The organism is Pseudonocardia sp. C8, from assembly GCF_014267175.1.
GTDB lineage: Bacteria > Actinomycetota > Actinomycetes > Mycobacteriales > Pseudonocardiaceae > Pseudonocardia.
The window spans coordinates 3440375-3455444 of record NZ_JACMTR010000002.1 but is presented as its reverse complement, the minus strand read 5'-3'; the positions used below and the strand labels follow the sequence as shown (position 1 = coordinate 3455444).

Genomic DNA, 15070 nt, shown 5'->3' with positions numbered 1-15070 from the left:
GCCCATGCGTGAGGAGACGGACCTGCCGGCCGACTGGGCGTCCTGGAAGGACCGGACCGATCTCGACGCCTACGACGCCCGGTGGGCGGCGATGGCGGACGCCGGGCACGACCCGCACGGCGAGGCCGGCCTCGTGCAGGCCCTCCTGGAGGAGGGCCCGGTGCTGGACGGCGGCTGCGGCACCGGTCGCGTCGCGATCGAGCTCGACCGGCGCGGGATCGCCGTCACCGGGGCCGACCCGGATCCGGACATGATCGCCGCGGCGCGGGCCAAGGCATCGGGACTGCGCTGGGTGACGGCCGGTCTCGAACACCTGGACCTGCCCGAACGGTTCGGGCTGGTCGTCCTGGCCGGCAACGTGATCCCGTACGCGTCCGACCGGTCCGGTGTGGTCGGCGGGTGTGCCCGGCACCTGCGCCCGGGCGGGCTGCTGCTGGCCGGGTTCGCGCTGCGGCCCGGCTGGCCCACCGCGAGCGACTACGACGGCTGGTGCGCGGCCGCGGGCCTGGTGCCCGAGCAGCGGTGGTCCACCTGGGACCGTGACCCGTACGAGGGCGGCGACTACGTCGTGGCGCTGCACCGGCGCCGCTGAGCCGACTTCTGCCCGGTACCCCGGGGATCGGCCGGGCCGGCGTCGCGGCGGTGTCAGGCGCGGCAGAGCAGCTCGCCGTGCGGGATCACGAACCAGCCGTCCGGGTGCGCGGCCCACTCCCGCCACGCCTGCGCGATCCCGTCCAGTTCGGACTCCTCGGCCAGGCCGCGCCGCACGGCCGCGTGCCCGACGCCGGTGTGGACCCGGTCCGCCCACATCCCGCCCCAGGCGGCGCGCTCGGCGGGCGTCGCGTAGCACCACACCGAGGCCGAGGGCGTCACGTCGGTGAACCCGGCGGCGTGGGCCCAGCCGAGCAACCGCCGGCCGGCGTCGGGCTCGGCGTCGTTGCCGCGCGCCACCGCCCGGTACAGCTCGAGCCAGCGGTCCAGCCGCGGATCGTGCGGCCACCAGTGGAACCCGGCGTAGTCGGCGTCCCGGACCGCGACCAGCCCGCCGGGCCGGGCCACCCGGCGCATCTCGCGCAGCACCGCGACCGGGTCGGACACGTGCTGCAGCACCTGGTGGGCGTGCACGACGTCCCAGGTGCCGTCCGGATCGGACAGCGCGTAGCCGTCGTCGACGGCGAACTCCACCGCGACGCCGCGCGCGGCGGCCGCGGCGCGGGCCCGGTCCAGGGTGTCGGGGACGACCTCGACCCCGCGGACCCGGCCGGGCGCCACCCGGGCGGCGAGGTCGACGGTGATGCTGCCCGGGCCGCACCCGACGTCGAGCAGGCTGGTCCCGGCGGCCAGGTGCGGGAGCAGGTACCCGCACGAGTTCTCCGCGGTCCGGGTGGCGTGCGAGCGGACCACCACCTCGGGATGGCCGTGGGTGTAGGTGTCGCGGGGCACCCGGGCAGGATGCCCGACGATCGGCGGCCCTGGAGCAGCGGATACTCGTGGCGGCTCAGCGGCGGGCGAGCACGGCGGCGTCGAGCGCCGCGCGCATCGCCGCCTCCGGCCCCGGCTGGCCGGTCATGAGCTCGACCTGTGCCACCGCCTGCTGCAGCAGCATCTCCAGCCCGGACACGATCGTCGCGCCGGCTGCGGCCGCGCCCCCGGCGACGGCGGTCGGCCACGGCGCGTAGACGGCGTCGAGCAACACGGTCCCGGGCCGCCACCGGGCGCCGGCAAGCGGGTCCGCGGCCCCGGTCGGCAGCGTGGAGACGACGACGTCCGCCCCCTCCAGCAGCTCCGCCGCGGCCACCGGGTCGGCGAGCACGGCGTGCACCCGCGCGTCGGCGCCGAGCCGGGCCGCGGTCGCGCGCAGGTCGCCGGCCCGCCCGGCGTCGCGGACCAGCACGTCGATCTCGTCGGCCTCCAGGTCGTGCAGGGCGGCCAGGGCGGCCTGCGCGGTCCCGCCCGCCCCCAGGATCACCGCGCGGCCGGTGCCGGCGCCGGCCGCCCGCAGCGACTCGGCGACCCCGTTGACGTCGGTGTTGTGGGCGCTGCTGCCGTCCGGGCCGAGGACCAGGGTGTTCCCGGCGCCGATCGCCGCGGCACCGGGTGCGACGTGGTCGGCGACGTCGAGCAGCACCCGCTTGAGCGGCATCGTCAGCGACAGGCCCACCCACTCCGGGCCGAGCCCGGCCACGAACCCGGCCAGCCCTGCCTCGTCGACCTCGTGCCGGTCGTAGGACCAGCCGTCGAGGCCGAGCGCGGCGTAGGCCGCGTTGTGCAGGGCGGGGGACAGCGAGTGCGCGATCGGCGAGCCGAGGACGGCGGCGCGGCGGACGGGGGTGCTCACCCCCGCAGTATGCGCCGCGCCCGGTGCGGCTCCCTCGGCGCCGTCGTGCCCCCGGCCCCGCCGGCGGCGTTTGCGCACCCCGTGTCCGGGTAGGACGCCGGCATGCCCAGCAGCGACCGCATCGCAGATCCGTGGGGCACCCGCACGCCGTACGGACCGGGTCAGCGGTGGCCGACCCGGGTCGACTCCTATCTGGAGGGTGGCGTCACCGAGGCCGACGTGCAGCGGTGGGCCCGGTCGGCCTCGATCCTGCACTCGAACGGCGACGGCCTGGACATCGCGGTCACGGACGGGCGGATCGTGGGCGTCCGGGGCCGGGCCGACGACCGGGTGAACCACGGCCGGCTGGGCCCCAAGGACCTGTTCGGGTGGCAGGCCACCAGCTCCGCCGACCGGCTGACCCGGCCCCTGGTGCGTCGCGGCGGGGAGCTCGTCCCCACCGACTGGGACACCGCGATGAACGCCGTGGCCGGTCGCACCCGGGAGCTGCTGGCCGAGCGCGGGCCGAGCTCGATCGGCTTCTACACCACCGGGCAGCTGTTCCTGGAGGAGTACTACACCCTCGCGCTGATCGGGCACGGCGGCATCGGCACCAACCACATCGACGGCAACACCCGGCTGTGCACCGCCACGGCCGCGGCCGCGCTGAAGGAGTCCTTCGCCTGCGACGGCCAGCCGGGATCCTGCACCGACGTCGACCACGCCGACGTCATCGCGCTGTACGGACACAACGTGGCCGAGACCCAGACCGTGCTCTGGAGCCGTGTGCTGGACCGCCTCGCCGGACCCGAACCCCCGGCGATCGTCTGCGTCGATCCCCGGCCCACCCCGGTGGCGCAGGTGGCCGACGTGCACCTCGCACCGCGCCCCGGCACCAACGTGATGCTGATGAACGCGCTGCTGCACGAGATCGTCGAGCACGGCTGGGTCGACCAGGACTACCTGGACACCCACACCGTCGGCTTCGACGAGCTGGCCGCCCAGGTCGCGGACTGCACCCCCGAGGCCGCCGCCCGGGTGTGCGAGGTTCCGGCCGAGGACCTCCGCGAGGCCGCCCGCATCCTCGGTACGGCCCGGCGGTTGCTGTCCACCGTGCTGCAGGGCTTCTACCAGTCCCACCAGGCCACCGCGGCCGCCGTGTCGGTGAACAACGTCCATCTGGTCCGGGGCATGCTCGGCCGGCCCGGCTGCGGGGTCCTGCAGATGAACGGCCAGCCCAGCGCGCAGAACACCCGCGAGTGCGGCGCCGACGGGGACCTCCCGGGCTTTCGCAACTGGGCCAACGACGCCCACGTGCAGGACCTGGCGGACGTCTGGAACGTCGACCCGATGCAGATCCCGCACCACAGCGCGCCCACGCACCTGATGAAGATCATGCGTTACGTCGAGGACGGCTCCATCCGGTTCCTGCACGTGTCTGGCACCAACCCGGTGGTGTCGCTCCCCGAGCTCGGCCGGATCCGGGAGATCCTGGCCCAGGAACGGCTCTTCCTCGTGGTGCAGGACATCTTCCTGACCGAGACCGCGCAGCTCGCCGACGTCGTTCTGCCCGCGGCCACGTGGGGGGAGAAGACCGGGACGTTCACCAACACCGACCGCACCGTGCATCTCTCGGAGAAGGCGGTGGACCCACCGGGCGAGGCGCGGCCCGACCTCGACATCCTCATCGACTACGCCCGGCGCCTGGACCTGCGGGACAAGGACGGCGGGCCGCTGGTGAGCTGGCACGACGCCGAGGGCGCGTTCGAGGCGTGGAAGGCTTGCTCGGCGGGCCGGCCGTGCGACTACACCGGCATGAGCTACGACAAGCTCCGCGGCAGCGGGGGCATCCAGTGGCCGTGCACCGCCGAGCACCCCGACGGCACCGAACGCCTCTACACCGACGGCCGGTTCTGGAGCCACCCGCAGTACTGCGAGAGCTACGGCCGGGACATGGTCACCGGCGCCCCGCTGGAGCCGGACGAGTACGGGTCGATGAACCCGCACGGAAAGGCGATCATCAAGGCGGCCGAGTACCTGCCCGCGCACGAGCAACCCGACGACGACTTCCCCTTCGTCCTGACCACCGGCCGCACGCTGTACCACTTCCACACCCGCACCAAGACCGGGCGGGCCCCCCAGCTGCAGCAGGCCGCCCCGGACGTCTGGGTGGAGATGTCCGCCGCCGACGCGCAGGGACGGGGCTGGGCCGAGGGTGACCTGCTCCAGGTCACCACCCCGCGGGGGCGGGTGCAGGCGCGCCTGCGGATCAGCGGCATCCGCGACGGGGTGCTGTTCCTGCCCTTCCACTACGGCTACTGGGACACCCCGGCCGGACACGGGCCGGACGGCGGCGACGGGCGCGCCGCCAACGAGCTGACCATAACCGACTGGGACCCGGCGTCGAAGCAGCCGCTGTTCAAGACCGCCGCCGCCCGGGTGGACCGCATCGCCCCCGGCGACGGACGGCCGTCGCCGGCACCGACGACGACCGGGTCGAAGCCGGTCACCGGCCGGGTGCCGGACACCCGTGGCGGACCGGCGGGCACGGCGACCGAACGATTCGCCGACACCGGCGGAGGTGCCCGGTGACGCGCGTGGGGCTGGCGATCACCGAGCTCCACCGGGCCGAGAACGACCTCGCCGGCGAGCTGCTTGCCGCATCGGACCGGCACAAAGCCGACCACGAGCTGTTCCATCTCGGCCGCGACCTGGCCCGCTGGTCCCAGCAGCACGTCCGCCGCCTCGCCGAGGCCGGCCGCGACCACGGCCTCTCCCTGGACCCCGACGCGCAGGACGACGACACCGTCCTGGCCACCGTGCGCCGCAAGGGCGCGGAGCTCCTCGGCCGCCGGCACGACCCTGCCCTGCTGATCCTCGACGACCTGCGCAGGATCCATCGCATCGCCGCGGGCGTGTCCCTGGACTGGGAGATCCTGGCGCAGACCGCACAGGCCTTGAAGGACCGGGCGCTGCTCGCCCTGTGCCAGGAATGCCACCCCGGCACGCTGCGGCAGCTGCGCTGGGCGAACGCCGAGCTCAAGGAGAATGCCGCCCAGATCATGGTCACCGGGTGACGGCGGGCCGGACCGGGGGTCGCGCCGCCGGCCCCGCGGCCCGCCGGCTCGGGCACCGCCGGACCGTCGGCCGGGGTGCGGGTGGGACGCTGCGCGGGTGAGCGGAACGGTGCTGGTCCTGGGCGGGCGGAGCGAGATCGGGGTGGCGGTCGCGGAGCGGCTGGCCGGACGCGAGGCGGGCACCGTGGTGCTGGCCGCGCGCCGGGCCGGCGACCTGGCCGCCGAGTGCGACCGGGTGCGGGCGGCCGGTGCCGAGGTCGACACGATCGAGTTCGACGCCGACGACCTGTCCGCGCACCGCCCGGTGCTCGACGCGGTGACCGCGCGGCACGGCCGGATCGACGTCGCGGTCGTCGCGTTCGGCATCCTCGGTGACCAGGCCCGCGCCGAGACCGACGCCGCGCATGCCGCCGCGATCGTGCACACCGACTACCTCGCCCAGGTCCACGTGCTCACCGAGCTGGCGCGGCGGATGCGGGAACAGGGCGGCGGCACCCTGGTCGCCTACTCCTCGGTGGCCGGGGTGCGGGTGCGGCGCGCCAACTACGTCTACGGCAGCGCGAAGGCCGGCCTCGACGGGTTCGCCTCCGGTCTCGCGGACGCCCTGCACGGTTCCGGGGTGCGCCTGGTGCTGGTCCGGCCGGGGTTCGTGATCGGCCGGATGACGACCGGGATGGAGCCGGCCGTGCTGCCGTCGACCCCGGAGCAGGTCGCCGACGCCACCGTGCGGGCGGTGCGGAGGGGCCGCGGCAACGCCGACGTGTGGGTGCCGGGCGCGCTGCGGTGGCTGTTCGCGGGGCTGCGGCTGCTGCCGCGGGCAGTCTGGCGCCGGATGCCCCGATAAGTGGGTATCCACAACCATCGACGCCTGCGCTGCGTCGCGCAATCGGTGTGAAGTACTTCCGCTCCCGTGACCGCAGTCATATGGTCGCGTGCGCATCCCCAGATCGTGACGACGACGTCCAGGAGGACAGCAGTGGGACAGACCCGCGGAGCCGTGGTCCGGAGCGCACCGGGCAAGTACGAGGTCGTGGACCTGGAGATCGACGACCCGCGCCCCGGTGAGATCGAGGTGAAGATGGTGGCGTCGGGGCTGTGCCACTCCGACGACCACGTGGCGACCGGGGACATCCCGGTCGGCACCTACCCGTTCGCCGGTGGGCACGAGGGCTCCGGCATCGTCACCAAGGCCGGGGCCAACAAGAAGGGCCTCAAAGAGGGCGACCACGTCGTCTTCTCGTTCCTGCCGTCCTGCGGGCACTGCCGCTGGTGCGCCAGCGGCATGCAGAACCTCTGCGACCTGGGTGCGGGCCTGCTCGCCGGCACCCGGTGGGGTGAGGACAGCACCCGGCTGCGGCTGGCCGACGACGGCACCCCGGTCGGCCAGATGTGCGGCATCTCCACGTTCTGCGAGACCACCGTGGTCTCCGAGGACTCCTGCGTGAAGGTCCCCGACGACATCCCGCTCGAGGTCGCCTGCCTGGTCGGCTGCGGGGTCGGTACCGGATGGGGCTCCGCGGTGAACGCCGGCGGCGTGCAGCCCGGCCACACCACCGTCGTCATGGGCATCGGCGGGATCGGCATCAACGCGGTCCAGGGCGCCGCGCACGCGGGCGCGTCGCAGATCATCGCCGTCGACCCGGTCGCGCTGAAGCGGGAGAAGGCCCAGCAGATGGGCGCCACCCACGCGGTCGAGACGATGGAGGAGGCCACCGAGCTCGCCAAGCAGTACACCAACGGGCAGGGCGCCGACCAGGCGATCGTCACCGTCGGCGTGATCAAGCCCGAGCACGTCGGCCAGGCGATGGCGTCGATCCGCAAGGCGGGCACCGTCGTCGTCACCGCGCTGGGGAACATCAACAGCACCGAGGCCCTGCCGGTCTCGCTGGCCGACGTCACCCTGTTCCAGAAGCGGATCCAGGGCGCGATGTTCGGCATGTCCAACCCGAACTGGGACATCCTGCGCCAGCTCGAGCTCTACCGCTCCGGCGCGCTGAAGCTCGACGAGCTGGTCACGACCACCTACACCCTGGACCAGGTCGCGGCGGCGTACGAGGACATGCACGCGGGCAAGAACATCCGCGGCGTCATCCGCTACTGACCCACCCCGACCACCTCATCCCGCCCCACCCACCCCACCGCGCCTCGCCCCACCCGCCCCGCCGTGCCACTCATGGAGCTTTTGTCCCGTGCCACAGGACTAAAGCTCCATGAGTGCGGTCCGGTTCGGGGTGGGTGAGGCGGGTGGGGCGGGTGGTGTAGTCAGGGCGGGCCGGCGGGGGTGGCGAGCGCGGCGGCCACCGAGGCCGCCATCCGGAGCGAGCCCAGGCCCGTCGGGTGGAACGGGTGCGGCCGGTCCAGCCCCTGCAGGTCGGGGCCCAGCCGGTCCCGGGCCTCCGCGCACAGCGGGCTGAGGTTCGGCAGCGCCGTGGTGAACCCGAACCGGGCCGCGCCGTCGGCGAGGACGTCGTTGAGCCGCCGGTTCCGCTCCGCCAGCAGGTCGAGCTTCCCCTGGTCCAGGCCGGGGGTGCCGGGTGGGCCCTGCATGTCCGGGCAGCCCGGGTCGAACCGGTCCGGGAACGGGTCGTAGGACAGCGTGACGACGACCCGCGGCCGCCCCGGCAGTGCGTCCAGGTCGCCGAACAGCGCGCCGACGTCGCGGGCGAACCCGGCCAGCCGCGCCTCGAACTCGCCATCGGAGAACCGGTCGTCGCAGGTGGCGAGGCCGTAGCAGTAGGCGAGGAAGTCCGACCACGCCAGGTCGTTCGGCCCGATCGCGACGACGACCCACTGCAGCCCCTGCACCTGCTTGAGCCGGCCGACCTGCGGGGGCAGGGTGACGCCGTCGCGCTGCTGCGGCCCGCGCAGCCCGGCCGGGACGCTCGCCCCGGCACACGCCAGGTTGAGCACCGGCTCGCCGCGCAGCAGCGACAGCTGCACGGCCGTGGAGTCGGCGCTGCGGGCGCACACCCGGTCGGCCCGGTCGCCGTCGCCGCCCGGTCGTTCCACCGGTGGGCCGCCGACCCGGGCCGCCCGGGAGTCACCGATGACCGCGCCGGTCACGCCGGTGACCGGGGGACCGACCGGTGACGGGCTGACCGTCGTCGCGCCGACGAGGTCGGTGAGCGAGGTGACCTTCCCGAGCCCGGTCGTCGTGCCGTGCAACGCGGCCGCCCCGGCCCCGGCCCAGAGCAGCACCGACGCGGTCACCGCGATCGTCGTCATCCGCCCGATCGGGCCGGCGTGGTCGTCCCAGTGCAGCCGGTGGCCGCGGGTGCGGGTCCGCCGTAGCGCGACCAGCAGCCGGGCGCAGGCCATCAGCGCGCTGCCCAGCAACGCGGCCAGCACCATCCCGGCGGCGCCCCACAGGTACCAGGTGGCGAACCCCTCGGTGAGCGTGCGGACGGCGCCGTCGACGCCGCCGTGGTCGTCGACCGTGTGCCGGGTCAGCAGGGGCCCGTTGTCGGCGGGCCGCCGGAGCGGGCCGATCGAGAGCCGGGGCCGGATCGGGCCGTACACCTGGACCCGGGTGAGGTCGAACTCGGCGTTGCCGAGCTGCACGATCTGCGCCGGACCGGACAGCGACGGCGGCGGCACCCGGGCCCCGACGCCGATGTCCTGCCCGAACACCTCGACGTGCTTCTCCGGCGTCAGCATGATCACCAACGGGACGCCTGCGACCGCGATCAACGCGAGCAGCAGGAGGGTGGGCAGCGACCGGGCCTCGCGCACCAGCGCGCGGAGCCGGACCGGGAGCGAGCGGCGCTCGGTCACCGTCACGCGATGGAGTCGGGGGACTGCATGCGGCCATGGTGCCCGCCGCCGCGCCCCCGCGTCACGGGTCGGGCCGGTTGCCGCGCAGCCGCGGCCGGAGCCGGTCGGCGCCGGCGGCCGCGGCGCCACCGGCCTCGATGTCGTCGGCGAGGACGTCCGCGTGCGCGGTGATGCCGTCCAGGTCCAGCCCGGCCGGGGCACCGGAGTGGGTCGTCCGCCACGACCGGACGCCCTCGGCGCCCCGCCGCAGCAGCGCGACCGCGCCGCGGGCGTTGCCGCGCTGGGCGTGGGTGAGCCCGACGGCGAGCTGGGCCAGCGCCCGCCAGAGCTCGCGGCTGCCGTCGTCGGCGGCCTTCCAGGTCCCTTCGAGGACCTCGTGCGCCTGGAACGGCAGCCCCTCGTCGAGGAGACGCTGGGCCTCGGACACGGCCTCGTCGGGCGGCAGCTCCAGGTCGTCGGGCACCCGCTCGACGCCGGGTGTCCCGTGGGGCAGCGGGCGCCCGGCGGCGTCCCGGGGGCGGGCGTTCCGGGCCCGGCCTTCGGCGTCGCGGTCACGGGATCGGGTCATGCGTCGACCCTGCCAGGCGACCGGGCGGCGTGCGACCGGGCCCCGCGGCCTCGCCGCCGTGGTGCGTCCTCGACCCGGGTGAGCGCCGTCGGCGGGACAGGTTCGCGGCGACGCGGTGCGGTGATCAGCGATCCGGCGTGGGAAGTGGCCAGATCCGGCCGGAATCCACACCCGTTCGGTGATCACCGCACCGGAGCCGAGCCGGACGACCGGGCCAGGAGCACGCGGACCAGGACGGCCGTCGCGACGCACAGGGCCAGGCACACCGCGGCGGCGACCTGCATGCCCGCCGCGAAGGCGTCCCTCGCGGCCGACAGCGCTGCCCGGCCGGCCGGGCCCGGCAGGTGCCCGGCGCGCTCGACGGCCTCGCCGAAGGTGCCCCCCGACCCGCCCGCGTGCCGGCGGTAGACGGCCGTCCCGATGCTGCCCAGCACGGCGATGCCGAGCGCGCCGCCGAGCTCGAGGCCGGTCTCGGAGATCCCGGACGCCATCCCGGCCCGGTCCGCGGGCGCGGTCCCCACGATGAGGTCCGCGCCGAGGGTCCCGACCGGTGCGACGCCGACCGCGACGACCACCGAGGCCGCGACGACGGCGCCGAGCGAGGGCTGCGCGCTGATCACGGCGAACCAGGCGAAGCCGCCGGCGGCGACGGCGAAACCGGCGACGAGCACCGTCCGCGGCCGGAGAACCCGGGTGAGGACGGGCGCCAGCATCGCCCCCGCGACCAGCCCGCCCGCCGACGGCACCGTCCACACCCCGGCCAGCAGCGGCGACAGGCCGAACCCGAGCTGCAGGTACTGCGCGACGAACAGCTCGAACCCGGCGAGCACGGCCAGGCTGAGCAGGTTGGCGGCGAAGGCCGTGCCGAACGCGCGATCCCGGAACAGGGCGAGCTCGACGAGCGGGTGCGCCAGGTGCTGCTTCCGGCGAATGAACACGTACCCGACGAGCAGCGCGGCGGCAAGGAGCCCGACCGCGACGGCGGTGTTCCCGCCCACGGCGACGATCTTCAGCCCCGCGATCGCCGCCAGGACGGTGGCCACGGACAGACCAGCGCTCGGCAGGTCGACCTTGCCGGGGTGCGGATCGCGATGCTCGGGGAGCAGCCGCGGCCCGAGCACCAGCAGCAGCGCCATGACCGGCACCGCGAGCAGGAACACCGAACCCCACCAGAAGAACTCCAGCAGCAGCCCACCCGCGAGCGGCCCGAGCGCGGCGCCGACCGAGAAGCTCGCCGCCCACACCCCGATCGCGATCGACCGCTGCCGGGGGTCGGGGAACAGGCTGCGCAGCAGGGACAGGGTCGACGGGGCCAGCGCGCCGGCGGCCACCCCGAGCAGGGCGCGCGCCCCGATCAGCACCAGCGGCTGGGTGGCGAGCGCGGCGACCACCGACGCCGCACCGAACGCGGCCGCGCCGATCAGCAGCAGGCGGCGGCGCCCGATGCGGTCCCCGACCGAGCCCATGGTGAGCAGTGACCCGGCGAGGAGGAACCCGTAGACGTCGGTGATCCAGAGCAGCTGCGCGGCGGTCGGCGCGAGGTCCGCCGTGAGCGACGGGACCGCCAGGTAGAGCACCGTGAGATCCATCGAGTAGAGCAGGCACGGCAGCGCGAGCACGGCGAGCCCGGTCCACTCGCGGCGCCCCGCACGGTGGGTGATGCCCTCGGTCATCGATCCGTTCCTTCCCGGGTGGGTGCCACCGTCGCCGGCTGGTGGAGGCGGCCGACGACGAGGAGGTCGGAGTCGTGGGCGGGGGAGCGGGCGAGCCCCGGCGGGCGTGCCGTGAACCCGGGCACCCGCTCCAGCCCGACGGTGTGGTCGCCGACCGCGAGCCGGGGCGGCTCGGCGCCCGGCACGCGGAGGGTGACGTGCGCCCCGCCGGCGGGCGGGTCGTGGACGCGCAGCTCGAACGGCCACCCGCGGTCACCGCCGCCGGTCGGCGCGGACGTGATCGCGGGGAGGCCGGCGAGGGTGATCGTGGCCCGTTCGACGGGGCGGTCGGCGTGCAGCACGACGACGTCGGGGTCGCGGGCGGACGCGAGCCGCAGGTCCAGGACCACTGCGGCCCCGTCGGCGCGGGCGCCGAGCACGGTCAGGTCCGGTGCCGGCAGCGGCAGGACCGGTGCGGCCCCGGTCCGGCGGGGGGTCGCGCCGTACGGCAGCGGGAGGCCGGCCGGGTCGTCGCCGGCCCGGTCGGGCGCGTAGCCGGCCGTCCACGGATGCGGGTGGGTGTCGCGGCTGACCCACCCGGCGCGACCGGCCCCGGCGTCGAGGACGTAGGTCAGGCTCGCCGGCTCGGGATGGTCGGCGTCGACGCGGTCCACGATCAGCCCCGCCGCGGTGAGGGCGGCGGTGAGCGCGAGCGCCACGCCGGGCAGCGCGGTGCGACCGGCCCGCCGCGCCGGCAGCGCCTGCTCGACCAGTGGCAGCACCAGCAGCCCGGCCAGCGCGAAGAAGATCGTCGCCGCCGCGCCGCCCGCCACGCCGAGGATCCCGAGCAGGCCGGTGCCGCCGCCGACGAGCAGCACCGCGCCGGGGACCGCACCGAGTGCCGACGCCGCCGCCCGCACCCACGGCCGGGACGGCCCCGCCAACACCGCGACGATCGCGCCCGCGGCGGCGGCCGCGGCGGCGAACGTCCCGTGGAACGCCAGCCCGGGCGCCAGCACGGCACACGCCACACCCAGCACGGCCGTCCAGATCAGCGCGCCGAGCACCGGCGCTGCCGGGCCGGTCCGGCGGCGCACGAGCAGGTGGCAGCCCAGAACGACCGCGGCGGTGAGTGTGCCCAGTGCCCACCGGTACGGCGCCGGACGGTACGGGTCTCCCATGAACAGCGCGCCGTACCCGGGCCGGAGGGCGACCAGCAGCTCCCACAGCCCGATCGCGGCCGCGGGCGCCGCCACCAGCACCACCAGCGCCGCGACCGTGCCGGCGGCCGCGCCCGGCACCGTCACCAGCCCGCGGCGCCGGGCCAGCACGGCGAACCCGGCCACGGCGACGAGCGCGGCACCCGCGAGCGGAAGCGCCCACGCCGCCGGGTAGCGCACCACCTGCCCGAAGACGGTGACGTAGAGCGCGTCCGGGCCCGGGCCGAACGCGGCGAGGTCCCGCTGGCCGAACCCGCGGGCCAGCCCGAGCATGGTCGCCCCCTGGTGCTGCAGGCTGCGCGGGTCGAGCCGGTCGACGGTGTCGAGCGGGTGGTGGTAGGCGGCGTTGCCGTCGAGGAGAGCGAGGTTCAGGCCGGTGAAGCCGGCCTCCCGCAGGACCGTGAAGTCCGTGTCGAGCGAGTCCGTCATCGCGTACAGCGCGGCGGTCCCGGAGTCGGCGACCGGGGACGGCGCCGACCGGGCGTACTCGTCGAGGAGCGCCGCGTTGCCGGGACCGGTCTCGAACAGCACCGACGGGCCGCGGTTCCCGACCGCCTCGGCGTTCAGGACGACCCCGCCCTGCGCACCGTAGGGATGCCGCGCGGTGAACGCCGACGCCCCGAGCATCCCCGGCTCCTCCCCGTCGGTGAGGAGCACGACGACGTCGTTGCGCAGCGGCGCGCCGCGGGTCACCGCCCGGACCGTCTCCAGGATCGCGGCGACCGCCGACTTGTCGTCCGAGGCGCCGGGGCTCCCGGCGGTGGTGTCGTAGTGCGCGGCGAGGACCACCCGCCCGGTCGGGGACCGGCCCGGCAGCGTCGCGACGACGTTCTCGACCCGGCCCACGTCGATCCCGGTCCGGCGGGGGTGCACGCCCACCCCCACGTCGACGTCGACGTCGAGACCCAGCGCGGTGAGCTCGGCGACGAGGTGGTCGCGCACCGCGTCGCCGCCGGCGCTGCCGATCGGTGTCGGCGCCGTTCCGGCGATCGCCCGCAGGTGGGTCAGTGCCCGCTCCGCGCTGAACTCCGTGGCCGGTGCCGAGGCCGGCACCGGCGCCGGCGGCCGCTGCACCGTCCAGGCCGCGCCCACCACCAGGGCCAGCGCGACGAGACCGGCCAGGCCTGCGGCCCGGCCGCGGCGCCCGGTACCGGAGCCGGCCGGGTCTCGCCGCCGCCCGGTCCCGCCCCCCGCTCGGGGCCGGTCGTCGACGCGCATCACCGCCGTCCCGGTCGCCCGGACGGTCCGGGGGACCGCAGCCGGTGGGCGACCCACGCCGCCCACGACCATCCGACGGCGATGGCGACGGCGACGAACCGCCAGTCACCCACCCCGGCACCGGTCCCGCCGAGCACGACGAACACGACGCCGGCCGCCAGGCTGAACCGCGCCCGGAGGCGGTCACCGGCGGCGGCGAGGACCCGCGCGAACACGGCGAACGCAGCGACCAGCGCGAGCATCCCCACCGCGAAGGCGAGCCCGTGCATGATGCCGTGCCAGCTGAGGGAGGCCGGCGGACCGTCGCCGGTGCCGGCCGGGAAGCCCAGCGCCGGGTCGGCGACGAACACGCCGCCCGCGACCTGCGCCACCCCGAAGACGCCGACGAGCACCGGCCCCCAGCTGCCGCCGGGGTGTCCGCGCAGCACCTGCCGCATCCCGGCTGCGCAGGCGATGAACAGCAACCCCACGACGACGAAGTTGGTGATCTGGACCCAGCCCAGCTCGCCCAGGCTGAGCATGCTGAACGGGTGCCGGCGCAGGTCGAACCCGGTGCGGGCGAAGGCCTGCACGAACGCGGCGACCAGGAACAGCGGGCCGGCGACGACGCCGCAGGCCAGCAGCGTCCGGGTGGCCGGCGCGGTGGCGTGCCGGACCGGTGCGGGATGGCGGTTCACGACGCGCCCCGGTAGGTGAGGGCGACGACCCCGGACGCGAAGGCACGGGTGTCGTGCAGGGAGAAGGCGCGGGGTCCGGCGCCGTCGAACAGCCGGCGGCCGGCGCCCACGGTCAGCGGGTGCACCATGATCGCGAGCTCGTCGAGCAGGCCGGCGTGCAGCAGCCACTGCACCAGCGAGATGCTGCCGGTGACCTGGACGGTCTCGCCGCGCCCGGTGCACCGGCGCAGCGCGTCGCCCAGGTCCTCTCCGACGACCGTTGCCGGCTGCCACGCGGTGCCGCCGAGCGTGGTGGAGGCGACGAGCTTCGGGATCGTGTTCATCCGCTCGGCCATCGGGTTGGCTGACGGCGTCGTGTGCGGCCAGTAGCCGGCGAACTCCTCGTAGGTGCGCCGGCCCAGCAGCAGGACGTCGGCCGCCGCGAGCTGCGCGCCGATCATCGCTCCCATGCCCGGGTCGAAGTAGGGCGCCTGCCACGTCTCCGGCTTGTCGGCCACACCGTCGAGCGTGGTCATCAGTCCGGCGGTGATCCGCCCGGTGCTCGCTGTCATGACGACAGCGTGCGAC

13 protein-coding genes are annotated in these 15070 nt (G+C 75.6%); 5 read left to right on the top strand and 8 right to left on the bottom strand.

Annotated elements, in window-relative coordinates; all coding sequences use genetic code 11:
• The first annotated feature begins 4 nt into the window (after positions 1 to 4).
• The gene (locus tag H7X46_RS16540) at positions 5 to 592 is read left to right on the top strand and encodes a bifunctional 2-polyprenyl-6-hydroxyphenol methylase/3-demethylubiquinol 3-O-methyltransferase UbiG (protein ID WP_186360258.1); all 588 of its coding nucleotides are present in this window, start codon (positions 5 to 7) and stop codon (positions 590 to 592) included.
• 53 nt (positions 593 to 645) lie between these two features.
• Here H7X46_RS16540 and H7X46_RS16535 read toward each other — a convergent pair whose 3' ends face one another.
• Both H7X46_RS16535 and H7X46_RS16530 read right to left on the bottom strand, forming a co-directional pair.
• Complete coding sequence (locus tag H7X46_RS16535) at positions 646 to 1443, bottom strand: methyltransferase domain-containing protein (protein ID WP_186360257.1); 798 nt, start codon at positions 1441 to 1443, stop codon at positions 646 to 648.
• Between the two features lie 55 nt (positions 1444 to 1498).
• Positions 1499 to 2338, bottom strand: coding sequence for a shikimate dehydrogenase (locus tag H7X46_RS16530; protein WP_186360256.1), 840 nt, complete (start codon positions 2336 to 2338; stop codon positions 1499 to 1501).
• Between the two features lie 102 nt (positions 2339 to 2440).
• Here H7X46_RS16530 and H7X46_RS16525 point away from each other — a divergent pair, with 102 nt between their 5' ends.
• The 4 genes from H7X46_RS16525 (at position 2441) to H7X46_RS16510 (ending at position 7495) form a co-directional block, all read left to right on the top strand.
• Entirely contained in the window at positions 2441 to 4909 is a 2469-nt protein-coding gene (locus tag H7X46_RS16525; RefSeq protein WP_186360255.1) for a molybdopterin oxidoreductase family protein, read from the top strand.
• Complete coding sequence (locus tag H7X46_RS16520; protein WP_186360254.1) at positions 4906 to 5394, top strand: hypothetical protein; 489 nt, start codon at positions 4906 to 4908, stop codon at positions 5392 to 5394. Before H7X46_RS16525 ends, H7X46_RS16520 begins: the two co-directional genes overlap by 4 nt.
• Before the next feature lie 97 nt (positions 5395 to 5491).
• On the top strand, positions 5492 to 6238 hold the full coding sequence (locus tag H7X46_RS16515) for an SDR family NAD(P)-dependent oxidoreductase (RefSeq protein ID WP_186360253.1): 747 nt from the start codon (positions 5492 to 5494) through the stop codon (positions 6236 to 6238).
• Between the two features lie 132 nt (positions 6239 to 6370).
• Positions 6371 to 7495, top strand: a complete 1125-nt coding sequence (locus tag H7X46_RS16510; RefSeq protein WP_186360252.1) for an NDMA-dependent alcohol dehydrogenase — start codon at positions 6371 to 6373, stop codon at positions 7493 to 7495.
• A 161-nt stretch (positions 7496 to 7656) separates the two neighbouring features.
• Here H7X46_RS16510 and H7X46_RS16505 read toward each other — a convergent pair whose 3' ends face one another.
• From H7X46_RS16505 to H7X46_RS16480, 6 genes are all read right to left on the bottom strand, one after another.
• Positions 7657 to 9174: a GDSL-type esterase/lipase family protein gene (locus H7X46_RS16505; RefSeq protein ID WP_186360251.1), complete on the bottom strand. Its 1518-nt coding sequence runs from the start codon at positions 9172 to 9174 to the stop codon at positions 7657 to 7659.
• A 55-nt stretch (positions 9175 to 9229) separates the two neighbouring features.
• Positions 9230 to 9736: a DUF309 domain-containing protein gene (locus H7X46_RS16500; RefSeq protein WP_186360250.1), complete on the bottom strand. Its 507-nt coding sequence runs from the start codon at positions 9734 to 9736 to the stop codon at positions 9230 to 9232.
• A gap of 182 nt (positions 9737 to 9918) precedes the next feature.
• Entirely contained in the window at positions 9919 to 11409 is a 1491-nt protein-coding gene (locus H7X46_RS16495) for an MFS transporter (protein ID WP_186360249.1), read from the bottom strand.
• Complete coding sequence (locus H7X46_RS16490; protein WP_186360248.1) at positions 11406 to 13826, bottom strand: M28 family peptidase; 2421 nt, start codon at positions 13824 to 13826, stop codon at positions 11406 to 11408. Before H7X46_RS16490 ends, H7X46_RS16495 begins: the two co-directional genes overlap by 4 nt.
• Positions 13826 to 14503, bottom strand: coding sequence for a DUF998 domain-containing protein (locus H7X46_RS16485; RefSeq protein WP_186360247.1), 678 nt, complete (start codon positions 14501 to 14503; stop codon positions 13826 to 13828). Before H7X46_RS16485 ends, H7X46_RS16490 begins: the two co-directional genes overlap by 1 nt.
• Positions 14500 to 15054: a dihydrofolate reductase family protein gene (locus tag H7X46_RS16480; RefSeq protein WP_186360246.1), complete on the bottom strand. Its 555-nt coding sequence runs from the start codon at positions 15052 to 15054 to the stop codon at positions 14500 to 14502. Before H7X46_RS16480 ends, H7X46_RS16485 begins: the two co-directional genes overlap by 4 nt.
• Positions 15055 to 15070 lie beyond the last annotated feature (16 nt).